Annotated in this window: 14 protein-coding genes; 1 reads left to right on the top strand and 13 read right to left on the bottom strand. The window is 47.7% G+C overall.

Translation table 11 applies throughout. The features are described from left to right. Window positions 1-1,347: a DUF58 domain-containing protein gene (locus VC28_RS18655; protein WP_049631965.1), complete on the top strand. Its 1,347-nt coding sequence runs from the start codon at window positions 1-3 to the stop codon at window positions 1,345-1,347. 70 nt (window positions 1,348-1,417) lie between these two features. On the opposite strand, the gene VC28_RS18650 is transcribed toward VC28_RS18655, so the two are convergent. The 13 genes from VC28_RS18650 to VC28_RS18590 all read right to left on the bottom strand — a co-directional run bounded on the left by VC28_RS18650 (window position 1,418) and on the right by VC28_RS18590 (window position 22,318). Continuing rightward, window positions 1,418-3,796, bottom strand: a complete 2,379-nt coding sequence (locus VC28_RS18650) for a glycoside hydrolase family 31 protein (RefSeq protein WP_231591853.1) — start codon at window positions 3,794-3,796, stop codon at window positions 1,418-1,420. A gap of 162 nt (window positions 3,797-3,958) precedes the next feature. Continuing rightward, on the bottom strand, window positions 3,959-5,287 hold the full coding sequence (locus VC28_RS18645; RefSeq protein WP_049631963.1) for a DUF1552 domain-containing protein: 1,329 nt from the start codon (window positions 5,285-5,287) through the stop codon (window positions 3,959-3,961). A gap of 17 nt (window positions 5,288-5,304) precedes the next feature. Next, complete coding sequence (locus VC28_RS18640) at window positions 5,305-11,742, bottom strand: starch-binding protein (RefSeq protein ID WP_053094235.1); 6,438 nt, start codon at window positions 11,740-11,742, stop codon at window positions 5,305-5,307. A gap of 438 nt (window positions 11,743-12,180) precedes the next feature. Next, window positions 12,181-12,873 (bottom strand): DUF805 domain-containing protein, encoded by a 693-nt coding sequence (locus tag VC28_RS18635; RefSeq protein WP_049631962.1) that lies wholly within the window; start codon window positions 12,871-12,873, stop codon window positions 12,181-12,183. A gap of 83 nt (window positions 12,874-12,956) precedes the next feature. After that, window positions 12,957-14,171, bottom strand: a complete 1,215-nt coding sequence (locus tag VC28_RS18630; RefSeq protein WP_053094234.1) for a D-alanyl-D-alanine carboxypeptidase family protein — start codon at window positions 14,169-14,171, stop codon at window positions 12,957-12,959. A gap of 40 nt (window positions 14,172-14,211) precedes the next feature. Then, window positions 14,212-15,102, bottom strand: coding sequence for a septal ring lytic transglycosylase RlpA family protein (locus VC28_RS18625; RefSeq protein ID WP_049631961.1), 891 nt, complete (start codon window positions 15,100-15,102; stop codon window positions 14,212-14,214). Beyond that, window positions 15,102-16,142: a lytic murein transglycosylase B gene (mltB, locus tag VC28_RS18620; protein ID WP_053094233.1), complete on the bottom strand. Its 1,041-nt coding sequence runs from the start codon at window positions 16,140-16,142 to the stop codon at window positions 15,102-15,104. Before mltB ends, VC28_RS18625 begins: the two co-directional genes overlap by 1 nt. 30 nt (window positions 16,143-16,172) lie before the next feature. Then, window positions 16,173-17,327: a rod shape-determining protein RodA gene (rodA, locus tag VC28_RS18615; RefSeq protein WP_049631960.1), complete on the bottom strand. Its 1,155-nt coding sequence runs from the start codon at window positions 17,325-17,327 to the stop codon at window positions 16,173-16,175. After that, a complete protein-coding gene (gene mrdA, locus VC28_RS18610; protein ID WP_049631959.1) occupies window positions 17,320-19,365 on the bottom strand; it encodes a penicillin-binding protein 2 in 2,046 nt (681 codons plus the stop codon). Before mrdA ends, rodA begins: the two co-directional genes overlap by 8 nt. A 51-nt stretch (window positions 19,366-19,416) precedes the next feature. Continuing rightward, window positions 19,417-19,893, bottom strand: coding sequence for a 23S rRNA (pseudouridine(1915)-N(3))-methyltransferase RlmH (gene rlmH / locus VC28_RS18605; RefSeq protein ID WP_049631958.1), 477 nt, complete (start codon window positions 19,891-19,893; stop codon window positions 19,417-19,419). Between the two features lie 48 nt (window positions 19,894-19,941). Further along, window positions 19,942-20,274, bottom strand: a complete 333-nt coding sequence (gene rsfS, locus VC28_RS18600) for a ribosome silencing factor (RefSeq protein ID WP_049631957.1) — start codon at window positions 20,272-20,274, stop codon at window positions 19,942-19,944. A gap of 57 nt (window positions 20,275-20,331) precedes the next feature. Continuing rightward, the gene (gene nadD / locus VC28_RS18595; RefSeq protein ID WP_049631956.1) at window positions 20,332-20,979 is read right to left on the bottom strand and encodes a nicotinate-nucleotide adenylyltransferase; all 648 of its coding nucleotides are present in this window, start codon (window positions 20,977-20,979) and stop codon (window positions 20,332-20,334) included. Between the two features lie 85 nt (window positions 20,980-21,064). Then, window positions 21,065-22,318: a glutamate-5-semialdehyde dehydrogenase gene (locus tag VC28_RS18590; RefSeq protein WP_049632540.1), complete on the bottom strand. Its 1,254-nt coding sequence runs from the start codon at window positions 22,316-22,318 to the stop codon at window positions 21,065-21,067. Window positions 22,319-22,403: the final 85 nt, after the last annotated feature.

Raw genomic sequence — 22,403 nt, 5'->3', positions numbered from 1 at the left:
ATGAAAAGACAATGGATTCCCAATTCACGCTTGATAATCACTTTCGCCCTGCTAGGGGCGATGGTATTTATCAACGCGTTCAGCACTCACTATTTTCAACTGGGTGTGCCGGGGTATTTGCCACAAGGATTACTGATTGCACTCGTTGTTGTAAGTTTATTGGATTGGTTGTTATCGCGCCGTTTGCCACCGGTTGAAATTTCACGGGAGATGCCAGGCAATTTAGCCGTGGATAAATGGACTGAAGTGAAATTGCGCATTCGCCATCAATTTACTGAAGCTCGCCAGATCCGTATTTTTGATAGCGTCCCCAGCGATGCCAATTACCAGCATTTGCCGCTGTCAATTGAATTACAACCTAACCAGATCAGCGATACGCATTATCTATTGCGTCCTTTGGTGCGCGGCTCATTGCAACTGGATAAAACCCATATCGAATTCAACAGCCCGTTGGGATTATGGAATATCCGCTATTGGGCAGGAGAACCCACAACTGCCAAGGTGTACCCTGATTTTGTTGCTATTGCGAATTACGCGATTCTCGCGACTGAAAATCACACCAGTCAAATGGGTATTAAGAAAAAACAACGCCGTGGTGCGGGCATGGAATTTCACCAACTGCGCGAATATCGCCAAGGCGATAGCCTGCGCCAAATTGATTGGAAAGCCACATCGCGCAGACAAAAATTAATTGCGCGCGATTATCAAGATGAACGCGACCAGCAAATTGTATTAATGATTGATAGTGGCCGCCGTATGCGCGCCAAAGACGATGAGCTCAGCCATTTTGATCACGCACTGAATTCATTGTTGCTTGTTAGTTACATTGCTTTACGCCAAGGCGATAACGTCAGCCTGATGAGTTTTGGTGGCGATGCCAACAACCGCCATCGTTGGATTCCACCACAAAAAGGCGTTGATCGTGTAAAGGTGCTATTGAATGGCATTTACGATTTGCACGCCCAACAATCCACTGCTGACTACATAACCGCTGCCGAAAAACTCTCGGTTCTGCAACCCAAACGTTCTCTGGTTATTCTTGTCACCAACTCGCGCGATGAGGACAACAGTGAATTATTGCTTGCGGTGAATCTATTGAAAAAACGCCACTTGGTGATGGTTGCCAACATCCGCGAACATATTCTAGACCAACTCGACAACACACCGGTGCACACTTTTGATGATGCGCTTACTTACGCTGGCGTGCGCCGCTTTTTACACGAGCGCAATGAATCCCATAAAAAACTCACCTCTGCGGGTGTATATGCCATTGACTGCACAGCTAACGAATTAGCCGTGCGGGTATCGAATGCTTATTTGGAAATTAAGAGTGCGGGAGTTTTGTAAAGCAGTCAGTAATAGGCAATAGCAGGCCTATTACAAATAGTTTCAAATGACTTAACAGTCATCCGTTTTTTTACTCAGAGCATTGATTAATATTTACAGGATCACTTACCGGAAGTGAAGGCAGTTTAATAATTAATTGCCCACCTATTTTCTCTACTACCAATCGATTCCCATTTAACTCCCAGCAGCTCTTCGTTTCGCCATAAAAGCGAACTTCATAGCTACGTTTTTTTGGCGCTCCCATATAATCACCTTGAGCTTCGCTAATACGCAGTGATTTACCTTTATGGTCATAAAAGAACTGGGTGCGCTGCAATTCTCCGTTGCGGTAACCCTCACTGCGATCATCATCTTCAATCAGTTCTGCACTGGCATTCGCACCAACATAAACATCCAAAAATAATTTTTCTTTGTTAGCAAATGCAGTTGATAGTGCGTAATCGTAACGAGGAATAATTGCTCCCAGCTTCACATAAAGGGGCAAAAAACCTTCAGGTATTTCGAGTTTAATAACCCTATTACCACGGACTACCTTTTTACTGTAAAAGTCATACCATGAGCCCGGCGGAAGCCAGAGTTCTTTTTGATTACCGCTGTCCGCATGTGGAGCAACCAAAAAACTATCGCCCCACATGTATTGCAAATCGTATTTCCATGCATTTTTATTATTTTGGTAATCCAATAACATGGGGCGCGCCATAGGCCCCCCTGTTGCTGTAGCAATATGAGCAGCTGTGTATATGTATGGCATTAGCTCATAACGTAGTTGTGTATATCGTTTTGCAATTTCCTGATTTTTCAACGATCTATCCAGAGGCCAACGCGACTGACCCATACCGTGAGGTTTCCAGATAGGCGCAAAACTGCCAAAAGCCATCGCCCACTTTGCATAAAGATTTTCATCTGGTCCCATTTTATTATTCCAATCATAAAAACCTCCCGCATCGTGCCCCCAAAATGGAAACCCGGACATTCCCGCTAATTGCATTGCCCGAATTTGCGCTTGCATGTCATTGTGATTGGGATATATGTCACCGCTCCATAAACTGGCATAACGCTGAGCCCCGGCCGTCATACCTCGAACCCATACATAAGGACGTTTATTGCGTAATGCAGACTTGTCCCACCCCTCTTGTACCAGTGCTTTGGAAATCAGAAAAAACCAATAGTTGCGCATTTCCGCCCAGGATCGCCCGCTTGCAAGTTTCATCGCGTCTGGCGCAGCGCCCATCTCATCAAATTCATCAATCCACAATGCATCACCGGGAAATTGTAATTGTGGATCTAATGATTGCTGATAAAAAATATTCCAAAACCATTTCCGAAATTCAGCGTTAGTCAAATCCGGAGCGCTACTACTGAATTCGATATTTTCAGGGTTTTGGATATTAAATTCCGCTTTCCAGCCGCGACTGAATTGCGCTATGCAGCGGTTAATATCCAGCGTGCTAATTAAGCCATTCGCTTTCAACCACTGTGCATATAATTTTGGATCCGGATAACGCTCCTGATCCCACTCCATACGCGACTCGCAACGTTTACCACCACCAGCACGCCAGCGGTTATCGTTAATCACATGATCCAGTGGGTAACCTGCTTTGCGATGATGGGTTATTTTTTCCTGCCACCAGGATTGATCCGATGGCGTGGATGAATCGTGATCATGCCCCTTATCGGACAATTGCAAACCAAATACTGCTTTCATGGGTAGGCGTGGGCGACCAGTCAGTTGGGTGTAATTATTTAAAACCTGTTTTAGCTCTGGGCCATCTATATAAAAATAATCCAGCTGCCCACCAAACCCATGATCATCCAGCACTATGCTGTAATCATATTTGCGATGGCTTTCGGTGTTCGCAGAAAAACTGAATTGATTACTAAACGTAGAATTTAAAAAAACTCCATAACCTTTACTGGACAAATAAAAAGGAACGATTAATGGAGCTTGCTGGATTTGCGCTTTACCGTAATTGCGACCAACCACTTTTCCGCGCAAATCAATACTGGATTCCCTTCCGTAGTAACTATGCCCAAGGCCGGTGAAATGCTCCGCTGCATCTGGTACAAAATGTATCCCCATTCGACGCCCTTGCCACCATGCTTTCTCCTCTTGCAGCACTGTTTTTTTCTTCCGAAAAAAAGTTAACGTCAGTGTTTTTTTATCAACCGTAATTTTTAATGTTGGATTTTTAGGGCTAACCAGATTCCAATTTTCGGTCAACTCCTGCATGCGAAAATCACGAGACCAATCGTGGCGCTCTACCATTTCATAGTGATCATCCGGTAGGAAGTTTTCGCCAGTACGAATACGCTGTACACGAACGATAAATTCACCATAAGGGGTTATTCGAAGCCGCTCACCATTACCAGCAACAAATACATAAGCCCCATTAACCTCAACGGGGTTATTGGTGGCCGCATAAGACGAATGAACTAATATGCCATTCAAAACCAATACCCAAAATGGGACACAAAATACAGACCAATTTTTGGGGTTCGCGAAAAGCATCATTGCTCCTTGGGAATATCAAAGACCTGAAAATAAACAACACTAAAAAATAAAAGCTATCCACCTTTAACAGCAGATAGCTTTTACATGAAGGAATAAAAATTAACGCAAGAACCCTGCAATACCACCCGAACTATTCCCATAACGCGTCCAATTCAAACCAAATGCTTTGGCAATATCCAAATACAAATTTGACATGCCAGTGTTGTTTGCATCGATTGCAGTACCGGAGCGGAGGGCATTACCTGCACCGCCTGCGACATAAATACCGGGATTTTCTTGTTGGTGGTTGCCACCACCGACTTCGGACATTACTAGAATTAAGGTGTTATCCAGCAAAGTTCCGCCGTAGGCTACATCGGGGCGGGCGGCAAGTTCGTCCATTAAGTAAGCAACCATAATGTTGTACCAACGGGTTTGTGCATCGAACAATGATGATTCATTGTGTGAGCTGACATGGCTGCGGGTTTCGTTGTAATTTAATTTTTCACCGGAACCGTAATCCCCCATGTAAGGGCGAATACTGGGGAAATTAATTTTAAGTGACTCATCTTGCGCGCCCATAAATTGGAAGCTCGCTGTGCGTGTGATATTTGCCTGAAATGCCATGGCGATATTACGCATTTGCGCTTTGGCAATTGCATCGGCATCGTCGTCAATACCGGTCATGCCGATGGTGGGGCGGGCAAAACCTGTGCTGCCGATATCCAATGTGCCCGATAATGTATTTTGATAATAATTCAGGGCTTCTTCGTGCGTTAATAATTTGCCTTGTTGTTTTACGTTCAATGTATTGGCTTGCAATACATCCAAATTTTCATGCAAGGCTTCCAACACTTTACGGCGGCGCGCAGCATCGGGGTCCGGCGTTCCGCTACTGCTACCAACAACGTCGGCGAGCAATGCGTCGTACACCTGCTGTGGATTATCTGACACCTGAATTTTATTGCGGTTTTTATCGGTAAAGGGCATGTATTCCGCACCCTTTGCTTTGCTCGACCAAACACCTACATGCATGTTTTTTGTTAACCGCCCACCAAGCGCTTCACCAATGGCAACATCAAATGTGGGTGCGTATTCCTGCCCACCGGCAAACACACCGCGACAGGCTTCAGGGTGACCGGAGCTGCCGCCGTGACCGTTGTAGGTTAAATTTTTGATCGGCACTAATTTTGTGATATGCGCATTCAAGTGTTGTAACGGGCTGGTCGCAAAACTATTCGCCCCTAAAGCACCCACATTGTATGAATGCCATTTATCGCGCACACACCCGTTAGGGTAATACACCATCACAAACCGTTTTGCACCCGCCGTTTGTGCAAATACATTCGATGACAACATAAACTGACTAGTGAATGCCGTAGTCAAACCCAATTTGGCAATAGTGCGCAAAAAATCGCGACGCTGCATTTTATTTTTTAATAGATTCATAGTGATGCCCGCCTCGATTATTTACGCAAAATATAATTTTTGGTTTGGGTAAATTGGATCATCAAATCCAACATGCTGGCATTGCTCGATTCTTTAAATGTTTTACCAAAAACCTGTAACGTACAACTGTCGGTGACATCTTCCAGTTGCCCACGCGTGTAGCGATACCACTGGCGCACATAACAAGCTTTGGCATTGGAACTGCCTGCAATCAAACCCGCCAATTCATCCATGCCGTGATAAGGCACCACAGGCTCTGATTCGGACAGATAGGTTTCTGCTGAATTCAAACTGCCGATATAACCTAGCGAATTAATCGCCTTAATCAAACCGTTGTCGGTTTTTTCCGATGTGACATACAGCCCCAGCGCATTGTAATTTTCCAAACCGAAACCGATGCCATCGATGTATTGGTGGCAAGCTTCACAACCTTCTTTTAAGTGCGCGTGCTCAAAACGTTCACGCACTGTCAGGCTTGGATCTTCCTGCGGTTTCAATTCAGCACCGATAGGTGGCGGAGGGAAGTCCTGACACATCAGATTGCGGCGCACAAACAAACCGCGTTTTACCGGATGCGTTTTTTCCGATGCCGATTGAATGGCAAGAATACCTGCGTGACCCAAGATACCGCGGCGCTCTGCATTTGCTGCGTTGTAATCCACACGTTGCACACCACTGCCGCCGGGCCATGTCAATCCATAATGCGCAGCCAGTTGTTGACTCATATAACTGTAATTGGCGGTGAGTAATTCGTTGTAACTGCCTCCACCAAAAACAGTGCGCTTCACCATCTCAATGGTTTCGTTTTTCATATCGGCTTTGAGGCTGTCGCTGATCGCGGTGGATTTAATATCTTTCTCCAAATCCAACCAACCGCGAATAAAACGCTCAAATGCAACTTGCGCTTTGGGGTCTTGCAACATCTGCGCGACCTTGGAAGAAATTTGCTGCGGCGTACTTAATTGGCCTGCATCCGCTGCTGCCATTAGTGCAGCATCCGGCGTGGTTGCCCAATAGGTGTACGACAACATGGCAGCGACTTCGTAATCGGTCAGCTCGTAATAATTACCTTTTAATTCTCCCACTTCCGAGCGATACAGCATTGAAGGTGAGGACAATATCGCCGTGAGTAATGCAAGGTTTCCTTGCGCCGATTGCAACGTAACTAATTTATTCACTTCCGTTGCACTGAGTGGACGACGATACGCGCGCTTGCCAAACGTTTGCGCAAAACAGGTGGCATTACTACAGCCCGGCGTGAGGCTGTAAATATTACTCACCATGGCCGCCGCCGCTTCTGCTGCCAGCACATAACCTTTTGCGTAGTCGTTGGTGAATACCGTGTTGGCATTGGTTTTAAAACCATTCACTGGCAAATCGGCAGGAATACGGCCAGTGGTCACGTCAATATTATTCGCAAGCCCTAATAAATCGCGCACTGAATTGTTGTATTCCAATGTGGATAACAAACGGAAACTGCGGTCTTGCGGAATCAGGTCATCCAAATTTTCCGCATCGCAAACGCCTGCCGGTGGAATAAATGCTTCGGCAAAAATCATCGCCGCAATACTGCTTGCGCAAGTGCCGGTACAACTGCCCACATTGCCTTTCGGCATGTTTGCCGCGATGTAATTCGCAAGGCTGGTTTGTGTGTAACGCGTTTGCAGATCCAGCAATGAAGGCGAACCATTGCCATCACTACCATGACAACCAATACAACCCTGGCTTTGGTAATGACTGCGCGCGACCTGATGTTGGTCGGTGATGCTATCGAACACCGCAAGCAGTGTGAGCGATGCCGCATTGCCCACTACCATTTTTGTGATCGCGCTGTTGGCATCCAACAAATACGCTGCGCCTGTGCCTTCCCAATGAACAAACTGCATGCCGGGGCCCGCAGCGTTCGCTTTGATATCCACAAGCGTACCCGGCACAAATAATTTTCCGCTCAGGTTTGCGCTGTTTGCGATAGTGGCCGTGCCATTGCCCACCTGGATTTGCGTACCGGCCTCCACAACCGCAGACGCTGGTTCAGCCGCTAACCACGCAGCGTCATACCAACTTGGATTGGTTTGGCTCACGGTTAAATTTGCGGTTTGGTTTGCACCATTGTTGCTGAAAATAATATTGGTGTTGCCTGCCGTATTAGCCCACGCCTGTGGAATAAAAAGACGCAGCCAACCAGCACCGTATTTTGTTGCAACTTCTGTTGCGGCCGGGCCAGGCCACCCACCGGTGCGATTGGTTTCAACTCCATTTTGGTTGGTCCAAATATGGGTATTAACCGTCGCCCAGTTTGCAGGCTTTTTCACATAGACATATTGCCCAGCACCCAAACTGGTGACGGTATAAGTTGTGCTGAGCGTAGCGTAAGTCGCGGTGATAATTGCTGTACCGGCGGATGCGCCCGCTGTAATTAAACCTGTTGCAGAAACACTCGCCACAGCGGTGTTGCTGCTCGTCCAATTCACTTGCGATGTCATGCCTAGCAAGCCATCGCTATTAGTACCGACCGCAACCAGTTGTTGTGTCTCGCCTGCTTTAATGCGCAAATTTGCTGTACCGGTAATTGCCAATGCGGTGACCGGATTCGATGCAGGAATTACATCAAGTGTAATGCTCGCAGTGTAAGCATCACTGGTTGCCGTGATCGTCACCGAACCTGCGGCCAATGCAGTCAGGTTAATCGCTGCACCGGTTTTGCCTTGTGTGGAGATGACTGCAGGGTTGCTTGAACTCCAGGTAATAGAACCCGCAGCAGCCAGGCGTGTGCCGTTGCTATAAACCGATTCCAGATTCAAACCGACCACCTGATTAACCTCTGGCGATACTGTGGTCGCAGCAATTTCAATTCCTGTCTGGACAACATCAACACCCAATGCATTTATCCAATTACGGAATACATTTTCTGCGGCGGGATTAGTGGCAACCGATCCGTACGGCATGCGCATGCCTGCACCGGTTTGGTATTTATAAATATTGCTGTTGGCTGGAATACCGGGAACGATACGATTGTGTTCGTTCACAATTTTCATCGCTTCAAGCGCCGTTGAAAAACGCAAATCCATACCGCCCGAATAACCGGAATGGCAATGAGCGCAGTTGGTGTGCAAATAGGATTTTGCCCGCAACGTTAAATTTTGGTTTGCATCATCAGGTGCCGCAAATTGTTCGTAAGTGGTGGCATTGCCAATACTCGCAGTGAATAAACCAATTGTGTTCAACACATCCAATTGGTTGCGTGTCACACCCTGATAATTAAAATTGCCATTCAATTGCCGTGTATCTAACGCGAGTGGTGTGAGTTGTCCTTCGGCATTTTTATGACAACCGGCGCAGCTACTGCCCGTTTCTACTTTGCGCACCACATTTACCAAACCACCATCAGGTTCTACTGATGATTCAGTCACGAGTGTTGCATCAGTGCCGGTAGAGTTCCAACGGTAATTGGCCGCTTGCCAACCGGTTTCCTGACGGAATAACACGGATGTCGTAAACGGTTTTTTTGCAGTAGCCGATGTAGCGACAGACAGGTGTTTCACCAAGACAGAACCTACCGGCAAATTCCACACATTGGTTGGATCAAAACTGATTTTGCTTGCGTTAGGCACTACAACAAAGTGCCGCATGTTGCCGCCATCAAACCAACCACCGGTATTCACCTGATACTCAATAACACCTTGTGCCGGAATAACATTGGCGACATCAGCAAACAAACCCGTGGATGATAACGTCGGCGGAATTTGTGCGGAGGCAACGTCATCATCCACCACTTTAAAAATACTGGAAGGGCCACCCAATTCACGCCCGTGACTTGAAATCAGTAAATTCTTTTTCAGGTCTTTGCCAATTGATGAAATGTAGTGCGGAAAAGCTTCGCTGATTAATTTTTTGGCTTGGCCGTCATTACTTACTGACCACAAACGTTTACTCACGTAATCGCCAAAAATAAAACTGCCGTTCAGATTGGGCAAATCCGTTCCGCGATAGACAAATCCGCCAATAATTGAAACGCCCGACGTACGCCCATAACCCTCACGTGGTGGCACAAAATCAGTCGAGCAATTTTTTGCAGCATCGCCACCTAATGCACCGCGGTTACGTATGCCTTCACACACAGGCCAACCGTAATTTTGCCCCTTGGTGATGATATTGACTTCTTCGTAAGCAAGGTCAGTATCCTGCCCGATTTCCGTTTCCCACAAGGTGTAAGGCGCATCGGTATCGAACGACCAGCGCCAAGGGTTACGATGCCCCATGGACCAGATTTCCGGTAAATATCCGGCGCGATTAACGAAAGGGTTATCAGCAGGAACGCGATAATATTTTCCATTCACCGCCTGCGCCAAAGGCTCAATGCGAATAAATTTTCCACGTAAGGTTGTTGGGTCCTGCGCACTGTTATTAGTGCGACGATTGTAAGGATCACTTGGCAAAGGGTTTTGTGCAAACGCACTGTGACCGTAACCGCCCTCACCGATTCCCACATACAAATAATGTTCTGTGGGGTGGAATTGCATCATGCCGCCTTTATGATCTTCACCAATTTGCGGAATGCGTAACACCTCCACTTTAGCGCCAGCAGAAGTCGGGTTTGCAGGATTATCCACCGTCCAACGTTCAATAATCGCATCACCGGTTTTTCCACCGACTATGCCATCCGTACGCGGATAAAAATTATCGGTCTCACCAAAAATGTAATACACGTAAATAAAACCGTTGCTCGCAAAATAAGGGTCAAACGCCATGCTGAGCATGCCGCTTTCATTTTTATTGAGCACGGTGGATTTAATATCCAATAATTTACGCACTTCCGATGCGAGTACATTTTCTTTATTGGGGAATACGTAAATAGCGCCTTCTTTATCGACTACGTAAACCAGATCGTTAACACCATCGTTGGTCACCATTACCGGTGAAAAGAAAAACTCATTTAAGTTGGGATATGCATTTACGAAGCGATATTTACCCGCACTGACGGTACCAGTAATTGGAAAACCCAAAGGTGCATCCAGCAACGGACGCTCGGGCAATGCTTGTGTCGCGGCGACAACGTTAATCACCATCGTATCCGTTGCTGTACTGCCATCTGCGGCGGTCAGGGTGAGGGTTACTGTGATGTTGCCTGTTGCTGTTAATATCGGTGTAACAATTTGTTTGCCTGATAGTGCGCCTGTCCATGCAGCACTTGTCCAACTCGCCGTAACATAATCACCAGTTGACGCTGCCGCAGACAACGCTTGCCGTGTATTGATATTGGCTTTGCGATCCACTCCGGCATTTGCCACTAACTCTGCAGGCACACCACAGGCACTGGCGGTTTTCCAGCTCGCTGTACCAAAGTCATAACAATTATTCGGCGCAACAAAATTTAAATCGATAGTTTTAGGGTTTCCATTCGCGCTAAATACTATGCCAGCCGAGTTAACCGTACTCGCAAATTCATGACTGAAAAATGTTGGCGCAGCAATATTTTTAATCATCGCTGGGCCAGGCCAAGTAGAGGCTGTCATGGCTGGCACAACATTAAAATAATGGATATTGACCGAAGCCCAATTGGCCGTGTTTTTAAAATAAATTTTTGTTTTTGCTGCGGCAATCGAGCCGACAGACGAACTTACTGCAATTGATGACTGACTGGATAACGCTAACGAAGCGCTAGAAGAAGATAAAACCGACGAAGATGCCGCCAATGAAGAAGAAATTGAGGATGACGAATTCCCAGCAGAAGAAGACACTATTGATGAGGAAGAACTCGCTGAAGATGAGCTGACAGCAACAGTAAAACCACATTGAGACAGAGCTTTCCACACATTATTTTCATAGCAGGCTGCGCCAGTGTATTTAAGGTTGGCGGTTTGGTTTGCACCATTATTGCTAAAAATAACATCCAGCGATGTCGGCATTTGCATGCCGGAAGGTATCGATGCGGTGAAATCGTAACAATAAAAAGTGCCACGCTTGGTCATACTCTTACCGGGCCAAGCGGGCAAAGGGGTCACTGCGCCAGCGGGCAGAGGATTCCAAAAATAAATGTAAGGAGCAGCAAAATTATTGGGGTTATTAAAGCAAATATTGTTGGCAGGAATTGAAATAGGAAGTTTTGTTACCGTAATTGCTTTGGATGTATCGTTAAACGTAATTTTATAATCCCCATCGCCGCCAGTAATCAAAAAATCCTGTGCGGGATAGGCTTCATTCCAATTATCTGCATTGCGGCTGATTTTAAAACGCGGATTGATTCCAGCAAATGCCTGCTGGGTTTCCCACAAGCCTGTTGATGCATTTTTTGTCATCGCAGTTGCAGCCCAGTTATTGGGTGTACCGCGAAAATAACTATTGCTCCAAGCCTGTGCATGACTTGCCCGTGCATAAACTAACGCAAATACGATAACAAAAAGAAAAATGAAATAACGCTGCCATTTCCACGCGATGAGGAATGATGAAGTATGCATAGCATGTTTCCTAAGGCCAGCCAGGCGATAGGTACAACAACGCCCGGAATATTATTGTTATGTAATGTGAGTTATGGATGGCAAAGCAAACCAGTCGATGCGTTATGCACCTGAACCCATTCGCTGTGGTTTTCCAATTGAACAAAAAATCGCGCAGATCCCTGGCCGCACAACATAGGTGCAGCCATTGCCACTGAAACAATTTTCGATGTAAGAGTATTTAAAAGGCACCTTATTGGCGCGGGTGATACTGAATTCGCTATTTATTGTTGTATAAACTAATTTTTGATATTTAAAGCAATATTTATAAGATAACTTCAACAATAGAATAGGATTTAACCCTGATGTACCGCAATATGAATACGTATGCATTCACAGAAAATAGACTTATAAAAAAAGCAGCCGAAGCTGCTTTTTTTGCAAAATAATCACTAATGATTATTGCGGGGTTTCTGACTCTGTTGATTCCTCAACTGGCTCATCAGTAATTTCCTCATCAACTGGCAAGCCGTCTACGATAGCCTCATCGGTGTAGAGCGATTCATCGGTAGTGCTTTCTTCGGTGTATTCAGATGGATAAGTATCTTGTGTCTGCTCTTCAAATTGATAACTCTGCGCTGCCTGCATAGTTTGCAGGTATTGGTTGTATGCAGGCAATGCAACTGCAAAAATCACAACCAACATCAAGGCTGGGAAACCCAACGCCAATACCCAATGCCAGGTTTTATTCGGTGGTGTTTGCAAACCGTAATTATTGCGACCTGGAGTTCCTTTGAAAAAAATCAAAATGATCATCAGGTAAATGTTTGCGAAGGGCACCAAGGCCAACAGCCACATCCAGCCGGTTTTATTCAGGTCGTGCAAGCGCTGGATCATGATGATTACGCTAAATACCAGCATGGCGATGTACGCCACTACCATCACCGGAATACCAGCCCAAGGAGATACGAAATAACTTAATGCACCGCCGATAGCCAGAATTGCGTACGCAGCTAACGCAAGCAAGGCACCATGAGCCCAATAACGTAAGCGATTAACACGAGAGGATGGAGAGAAAAATTTTACTTCGCCGAATGATTGGTCATCAGTGGACAATTGACCTTCGGGTGTTTGGTAGGGATTAGTAGACACAACAAGCTCCTTGATCTGTTATTTGAGATTTCCGGTATTTGCCTTCCCAAGCAAGGCAAATACCAGATCAAGGATTCTAACGATCAACTAAATAAATTGCGAAAGAATAATCTTAGATTATCCATTAAGCGTGCAAAAAAGCCGGCTTCTTCGACAGCCTGTAACGCCACAATTGGGGTATTCACCAAAAGCTGTCCATCCAACTCAACAGTGAGATTACCCAACTCCTGGCCTGCAGCAATAGGCGCTTTGATGATTTCATTGATATGCATATTAGCTTGCAATGCTTGCTCGCGGCCTTTAGGCAACGTCAGGACAATATTATTAGGAATTCCCAACGTCACTTCTTGCGTTTTACCCGCCCATACACGCGATGTGCTGACTTGTTGCCCTGCTTGATATAACTGCTGGGTTTGGAAATAACGGAAACCATACGCCAACAGCTTTTGGGTTTCTGCTGCACGGGCACTCTCATTCTCGGTGCCCATCACCACTGCAATAAAACGGGTATTTTCACGTTTGGATGAAGCAACCAAACAATAGCCAGCTTCTTCGGTATGACCGGTTTTCAAACCATCAACCGTTTCATCGCGGAACAATAATAAGTTGCGGTTGGGCTGACGAATGTTGTTATAGAAAAAATGTTTTTCGGCGTGCAGAGGATAATGTGTAGGGTGGTCATTAATAATAGCGCGAGCAAGCACAGCCAAATCTTTTGCAGTGGTCAAATGCCCTTCAGCTGGCCAGCCGGTAGAGTTTTCAAAATGCGTATTAACCATGCCCAGTTGCGCTGCTTTTTGGTTCATTGCATCCACAAAAGCATCTTCATTACCTGAAATAAATTCAGCGAGTGCCACTGTGGCATCGTTTCCAGATTGGATAATCACACCACGCAGCAAATCGATCACCGAAACCTGGGTTCCCTCTTTCACATACATACGCGAGCCGCCCATTTTCCAGGCTTTTACGCTGATGTTAACCATAGTGTCTTCAGTGATACGCCCCTTTTCCAATTCGTCCACCACCAAATAACTGGACATCATTTTGGTCAGGCTCGCAGGTGGCAACCGCTGCTCGGAATTGTATTCCGCCACAATACTGCCGGTGGTTGCATCCACCAGAATATAACCTGTCGCCGCCAATTGGGGCGGGGCAGGAATCGCTTGCGGTTTTTGCTCTACCACTTGGCCGGGAACCGGTGTTGGCAGCGTTGAGGTAGGAACAGGCGTTGCAGGTTGTTGGGCATGGGCGATAACAGCGCCCGCGAGTAAAACACTGGAAACAATATTTTTAATCATGGATCAACACTCTGTAAAACAAAAAAGAAACAGGTAGCACTTATTGATAGACAACATGTGCTTCGAAAATTTTGAGTTTGGCTAATTGATCACGCGCATCTTGCAAACTTTTTGCGTCTTTAAATGGACCTACACGCACGCGATGAACTTGCTTGGGTTGGTTTGCTGAATTGATGATAACCGGATACGTCAGCTTGGCCCCAACACTCCCGGAAAATTGTTGGGCAGATGCTTTCTGGCTGAATGCCCCTATTTGCAAATAAGTACCCGCTGGCAGCGCCGACTCAACGGTAGCCACTGCTTTTGCATCGGGGCGACGCGGAATGGGTGCGGCATCACCCGGCAACGCAATTTCCACTTCCACCCTGCCCGTTCCGGTTTTATGGATACCAATGCGCTGCGCTGCGGCATAACTTAAATCGATAATGCGCCCCTGATGAAAGGGCCCGCGGTCATTGATGCGCACCACCACACTTTTGCCATTATCCAAATTGGTCACGCGGACATACGAGGGGATTGGCAAGGTTTTGTGCGCGCCGGTCATTGCGTACATATCGTAGCGCTCACCGTTTGAGGTGTTGTATCCATTAAATTTTTTCCCGTACCAGGATGCATAACCACGCTCGCGGTACGAGCTTTCATCTTTAATCAGGTGATACGTTTTGCCGAGTACAGTGTAAGGATTTTTGTTGCCTGCACGCGTACGTGTTTCATAGCGTGGGACAGCATCGGGAATGTGGGATAAGTCCACATCTTCATCGGGGCCAAAGTCTTTGTCGTGTTTATACCGACCTTCATTGGGATTGAAGGGTTCATTAGCAACCGGTTTTTTTGTTACCGGCTTGCTCGAACAGGCCACCATCAATGCACAACACAGCAATAACACAATACCTGCACATTTATGAATATAGCCTGATCGATGCATCAACATTATCGAGTCACCCCTGCAGTTGTTTTATCTGCGTTACGCATAGCTTGCTTGATTTCCAAACTTAAATCGTAAACTGCCATCGCATACATAGGGCTGCGATTGTAACGTGTAATGGTGTAAAAATTTTGCAAACCAAACCAGTATTCCAAACCATTGACACCATCAAATTCGATCGCAATTGCCGGAGCATTTTTGGAGACCTTAATTGCAGGAGCAATGCCCGCTTTTTTCCAGGCGTTAATATTGATTGCCGGTGGCACCACGGTATTGAATGATTCATTCGCCAACAACTGTTCACGCGCACGCGTCAACTTAGCGGGAATAACAACAGCTTCACCGGTTTTCCAACCGTGTTTTACAAAATAGTTAGCGATACTGCCAATTGCATCGGTTGGGTTATTCCATATATCGGTAAATCCATCGCCACTAAAATCCACTGCATAATTGCGGTAGCTCGATGGCATAAATTGACCGTAACCCATAGCACCGGCATAGGAGCCTTTAAATTCCAACGGGTTGTGTTTTTGCTCGCGCGTAAGGATTAAATAATTCACCAGCTCCGAACGGAAAAATGGCGCGCGCGGAGGATAATCAAATGCGAGAGTTGTCAGTGCATCCATCACATACCAACTACCGGTATTTTTACCGTAATTGGTTTCTACACCAATAATCGCCACAATAATTTCTGCAGGAACACCGTATGCCTTTTCTGCGCGCGCAAGTGCAGTGCGGTGCTCACGCCAAAATACAACACCGTTATCAATACGTAGTGGCTGAAGAAAAATCGGCCGGTACTCTTTCCAGGTTTTGGATTTTTCTGCAGGACGCGCAATTGCATCCAAAATAGGCTGGCGTTTTTGTGCCTTGCTTAAAAACTGGTTCACTTCTGCAGCGGTAAAACCGTGCTTCTGTACCATTTCATCGACAAATCCGGCCGCCAGCGGATGATTGCTGTAATCTGCAGCCACAGTAAAACTGAACCCTATTCCGGCAAAAAACGCCATCGCGTGTTTGGTCATTTTATTTGAAAAAGACAACATAAAACCTCAAGTGTTGTAATCATCCAAGCATTACGCTTGGGGAGTCATTACCCGTTTTTTCTCGGTGGATATCGCCATCAGAATGCCGAATCCGGCAAAGAGCGCCACAATCGCTGTACCGCCCTGACTGATCAGCGGCAGTGGCACTCCCACTACCGGCAGCATGCCCGATACCATACCCATATTGACGAATACGTATACAAAAAATGTTGAACTGACACTGGCGGCTAACAGGCGGCCAAAACTGTTTTGGGAATTCTTTGCTATCACCAAGCCGCGAATAATGACCATCGCATAAATCGACAGCAGCAGTATGACACCCAGCAAACCGAATTCTTCGGACATGACTGCAATAATAAAATCAGTGTGACCTTCAGGAAGAAAATCCAGGCGCGACTGGGTGCCCTCCATCCAACCCTTACCTGACAAACCACCGGAGCCAATTGCGGTTTTGGATTGGATGATATTCCACCCCGTCCCAAGTGGGTCCTGAGTTGGATCGAGCATGGTTAGCACCCGCTGGCGCTGGTAATCATGCAGCATAAAATGCCAGATCGGCCAAAGGCTGGCACCGAAGATAACCGCCGCCGCCGCGATATAGCGCCAGAGCAACCCGGAAAAAAACAGCACCATCACCCCTGAAGTTGCCACCAGAATAGAAGTTCCTAAATCCGGTTGCTCAATGATCAATGCGGTCGGAATACCAATCAGGACAAGAACAACCATCACCTGGGTAAAACGTGGGGGTAAAAAGCCACGGCTAAGATAAGCCGCAACGGCAATTGGCATCGCCAATTTCATCACTTCCGATGGTTGGAAACGGAAACTCCCAATTTGCAGCCAGCGCTGCGCCCCCATGGAGATGTCACCAAAAATGGTTACTGCCACCAGTAACAGAACGCCTCCTACATAAGCCACTGGAGCCATCCGGCGCATAAATTCCACGGGAATTTGCGCAACAATGAACATGGTGACATAGGCAATCATAAAAAAACTGGCCTGCTTTTCCACGCTGGGCAGATTGTGGCCGCTCGCACTGTAGAGCACAGTCAACCCCACCAGGGTCAAGAGCATGAGCAACACCAGCAGGAAAAAATCGATATGCAAACGCTCGGCAAGACGAGCGCGACGGCTGAAAGCACTGGCGGCTTCCGGCATGCGCCGTAAAAAATCTTGTCTACTCATGGTTTGCCTCTGGTTCAGTCACTGCTGCCGGTGCCGGTAAAGCACCCGCTTCCAAAGCCGCTTTGGCTGCTGCTTCAGCCTCTTTTGCCTCTCTTGCTGCTTTGCGTTCGGCAATGTAGTTGTTGGCGCGTTTGATAATCGCCGCGTGATGGAACCCCAGTGGCGGCACAAATTCATCCGCCTTGAGATAGTACCCAAGCAGATGGGCATCCATTATCCAGCGCGCAACCGGTGCCGCTTTACTGGAGCCGCCCTCGGCGTTTTCCACCATTACCGCTACTGCAATTTCAGGGGCTTCCAAGGGAGCAAACGCCACAAACAACGCGTGGTCGCGGTGGCGCTCTTTGAGCAAAGCAGAGTTGTACTTGGCATTCTGGGCGATAGCAACAACCTGTGCGGTACCGGATTTACCTGCCATACGATATTCCGCGCCCGGGCTCATGTAGCGATTGGCGGTACCACGCGGGCCATGTACCACTTCGGCCATGCCATCAAAAATCGCATCCCAGTATTCCGGCTTGGTATCAAAGGTATCCTCAGTGATTGGCTCAATCGGTTGATTGCCGATTTGCTTCACAAACTGCGGGCGATGGCGCATTCCACGGTTGGCGATAGTGCTGGTCATCACAGCCAACTGTAGTGGTGTAGTCAGCATAAAACCCTGGCCAATCGACACATTGACCGTATCGCCCGGATACCACGCCTGACCTTTAGCGGCTCGCTTCCACTCACGCGAAGGCCATATACCACGGCGCTCGCTGGGCACATCAATTCCGGTCAGGATTCCCAATCCGAAATAATGGCCATATTCGCTCATCCGGTCGATCCCCATCCGATTACCCAAGTCCCAAAAGTAGACATCGCAAGATTGGGAGATGCCAGTTTTGAGATTCACCTGACCATGCCCACCCCCGGTGACTTTAAGGCTCCAATCGCGCCACAAGCGGGAGTTGCCTGGCAAGGTGAAAACGCCGCGATCAGCGATGGTGCGATGCACATCGGTGAAGCCCTCTTGCAACCCGATTAACCCGATAACAGGCTTAACCGTAGAGCCAGGCGGGTACTGTGCTTGCAGGAAGCGGTTGAATAATGGCGTGTCTATATCTTCATTGAGATTTTTGTAATCGCGATAGCTAATACCCGTTACAAACAAGTTGGGGTCAAAACCGGGGTTGCTGACAGCGGCCAACACACCGCCGGTTTTGACATCAATCGCGACTACCGCCCCGCGACGGCCTTGCATAACAGCAACTGCCGTTTCTTGTAAACGGGCATCCAGATAGAGGTGTAAATCGCCGCCCTGTTTGGGATCAATTCGATCCAATACCCGCATAACGCGACCGCGCGCATTGGTCTCAACGTTTTGGCTACCCACCTGGCCAAGCAAGATATCCTCGTAGCTTTTCTCGATACCGATTTTGCCAATCGCATGAGTGCCCGAATATTTTTGCAACTGCTCAGGTGTGAACGCATCCATTTCTTTTTCACTGATGCGTCCGGTGTAACCAATCACGTGGGCAAACATGTCTTTGTATGGATAATTGCGCACCAGCTCCGCATTCACTTCAACACCTTCAAGCAGGTGCTGGTTTACGGCAAGGCGTGCAATTTCTTCTTCGGTGAGGCGGTAACGCAGAGGAACAGGATCGAGTTTATGGCGGCGCTGCTTTTGCGCTTTATAAAATTTACCCAGATCCGACGGAGTAATTTCGATCAGTGACTTTAACAATTCAACGGTGCTGTCAAGCTCAGCCTGGCTTGCACTTACCACAGACAAAGTAAAACTCGCCTTGTTATCTGCAAGCAACTCGCCGTTGGTATCAAAAATAAGTCCACGTGTTGGCGGTACAGGTTGTACGTGCACGCGGTTACGATCTGATTGGGTGGCGTATTCTTCGTAGTTGACTATCTGTAGATCGTAATAGCGATACAACAGCGTCGATGCCAACAGAAGCATAAATGCCGCCATCACCAGTACGCGATTGCGAAATATTTTTGCCTCGCGTTGATGGTCTTTAAACTGTTGGGCTTCTTGCATTATCGGGCCGGCGGTTCACGTCAATCGGGTTGATGGTTGATCTAACCATTTTTATTTATGGTAAGGGTGGTTCTGTAAAATCGTACAGGCTCGATAAAGCTGTTCAATCACCAGGATGCGCACCAAAGGATGCGGCAATGTCAGCGGTGACAGCGACCATTTTACTGTGGCCAATTTTAAACACGCAGGAGCCAAACCATCGGGCCCACCAATCAGCAGCGAATAATTATTGCCGCTCATTTTCCAGCCCGCGAGATTTTCAGCCAGTAATTCGGTGCTCCAGGGCTTGCCTTTGACATCAAGGGCGATGACTTGTTCATCTTTACCGCCCTTTTCAATCATCGCCAACATAGCTTCGCCTTCTTTTTCCATTGCTTTGGCGATGTCGCTATTTTTACTGCGCTGGGCGAGCGGCAATTCCACCATTTCTACAGTGACATCGCGCGGCATACGCTTGGCATACTCCGCGTAACCCGCTTCAACCCAATCGGGCATTTTGGTACCCACAGCAATAATGCGAATGCGCATGGCCGTTATTTATCCTGCACAGAACATTATTTTATTCTGCACAAAATATTATCCGCGGCTCGCTGGTTTCATCGACCAGAGTTTTTCCAGCTCATAATAATCGCGCGTTTCCTGTTGCATCACATGCACCACAGTATCGCCATAGTCCACCAATACCCAATCGCCTGTTTCAAGACCTTCCACACCCAATGCGCGGAAACCAGCCTTCTTGGTTTCTTCTACCAGGTTTTCAGCCAGTGAACGCGAGTGACGGCTGGAAGTACCGCTGGCGATAATCAAGGTATCCATCACATCGGTGAGCTCGTGAACGTCGAGCGTCACAATATTTTTGCCTTTGAGATTTTCAAGGGCGTCGATGATGGCTTTGTTTAAATCTGACATTCAATTACCTATACAAAAAATAAAAAAACAATGTTGCTAACACCATCAAATGGATTGTTAGCGATATAAACCTTCTGCGCGAATGTAATTCAACACTGCATCTGGCACTAAAAACTGTGGCGATACCCCCGCACCAATGTGTGCACGAATTTCGGTTGCGGAAATGGGCAACAACCGCGGCTGCAGAATAACCACATGCCCTGCTGGTGAGCTATGTATTGCGCCAACAGCGTCATCGCTCACAACTGAATGCTGCGCAACCCACTCTGCAAACACTCCACTTACCGGCAATTCCCATCCCGGGCGCGCCACTACAACCAGATGCGCGAGCCCAAGCAATTCTTGCCAGCGATGCCAGGTTTCCAAACCGACAAAACTGTCCATCCCCATACACCAACAAATACTGGCCTCTGCGCCCAATTCAGCGCGCAATTCACTCAGGGTGTCGTAGGTATAAGAAGGCTTTTCGCGCTGTAATTCGCGTGCATCCCAACGCAACTCCGCACAATCAGCAAGCGCCAGCTGCAACATCGCCAAACGCTGCTGCGCACTCACATCTGGCGATGCGCGATGCGGTGGGATATAACAGGGCACCAGCGACATCTCATCGAATTGCAGCTGCTGTTTTAACTCCAGCGCCAAACGCAAATGCCCAAGGTGAATCGGATCAAAAGTCCCTCCGAAAAACCCGATGCATTTACGCATAACAATTCAACCTGATTGTTCTCAACTGACTGCTCTAACTTGATGACGCTAAACGGATTGCCTTACACAAATGAGCGAAGCGCATTTATTGGCGAATGTGCCCATCGCCAAATACAACCCATTTTTGCGAGGTCAAGCCTTCAAGACCAACCGGCCCGCGTGCATGGATTTTGTCGGTCGAGATGCCAATCTCTGCACCCAAGCCGTATTCAAAACCATCGGCAAAACGGGTTGACGCATTCACCATTACCGATGCGGAATCTACTTCGTTAATGAAGCGGCGCGCGCGAGTGTAATCTTCGCTGACTATCGCATCGGTGTGTTGTGAGCTGTACTGGTTGATGTGCGCAATCGCCTCATCCAAACCTGCAACGATTTTGATCGACAAAATCGGCGCGAGATATTCGGTCGCCCAATCTTCATCCGTCGCGACATTTGCTTTGATGATGTCACGGGTTTTTTCATCACCGCGCAGCTCAACACCTTTCTCGGTATAAGCCGCCGCAAGACGCGGCAAAATTGCAGACGCAACTTGCTCGTGCACCAGCAGAGTTTCCATCGCGTTGCACACACCATAGCGATGAGTTTTGGCATTCATGGAAATGGTGAACGCTTTATCCAGATCGGCTTTATCGTCGATATAGACGTGACAAATACCATCGAGGTGTTTGATCACCGGTACTTTGGCATCGTTGCTGATGCGCTCGATAAGACCTTTGCCACCGCGCGGCACAATCACGTCCACAAATTGCGGCATGGTGATGAGCTCGCCCACCGCAGCGCGGTCGGTGGTCTCGATGACCTGCACCACATCTGCAGGCAAACCGGCGGCTTTCAGGCCTGCTTGCAGGCAATTGGCGATCGCACGGTTGGAATGAATTGCTTCGCTACCGCCACGCAAAATTGCGGCGTTGCCGGATTTCAGGCAGAGACTGGCAGCATCGATGGTCACGTTGGGGCGCGATTCGTAAATAATCCCCACCACGCCCAAAGGCACGCGCATCTTGCCCACCTGAATACCACTTGGGCGATAGCTCATATCGGTGATAGCACCACAAGGGTCAGCTAGCGCAGCAACCTGACGCAAACCTTCGATCATGCCATCAATGGTACCTGGCTTGACTGCGAGGCGGTCAAGCATAGCGGAATCAAGGCCATTGGCTTTACCAGCAGCAAGGTCTTTCTGGTTTTCAGCCACCAGCGTAATACGGGATTTATCCAATTCATCGGCAATCGCCAGTAGCGCTTTGTTTTTAAGCGCAGTTGGCGCGGCGGCAATTACACGGGAGGCAACGCGCGCTTTGCGGCCAACATCGGCCATGTATTCTTTGACGTTCAGTTCAGACATGAAACAACCTGTGCGGACAATTCAGAAAAATAGCGGCGATTATAACCCGAGTCGCGCCCGTTTTTGGGGCTAGCAC

This window comes from Cellvibrio sp. pealriver (assembly GCF_001183545.1).
In the GTDB taxonomy this organism is placed as follows: domain Bacteria; phylum Pseudomonadota; class Gammaproteobacteria; order Pseudomonadales; family Cellvibrionaceae; genus Cellvibrio.
This window is presented reverse-complemented; position numbering and strand designations above follow the sequence as displayed.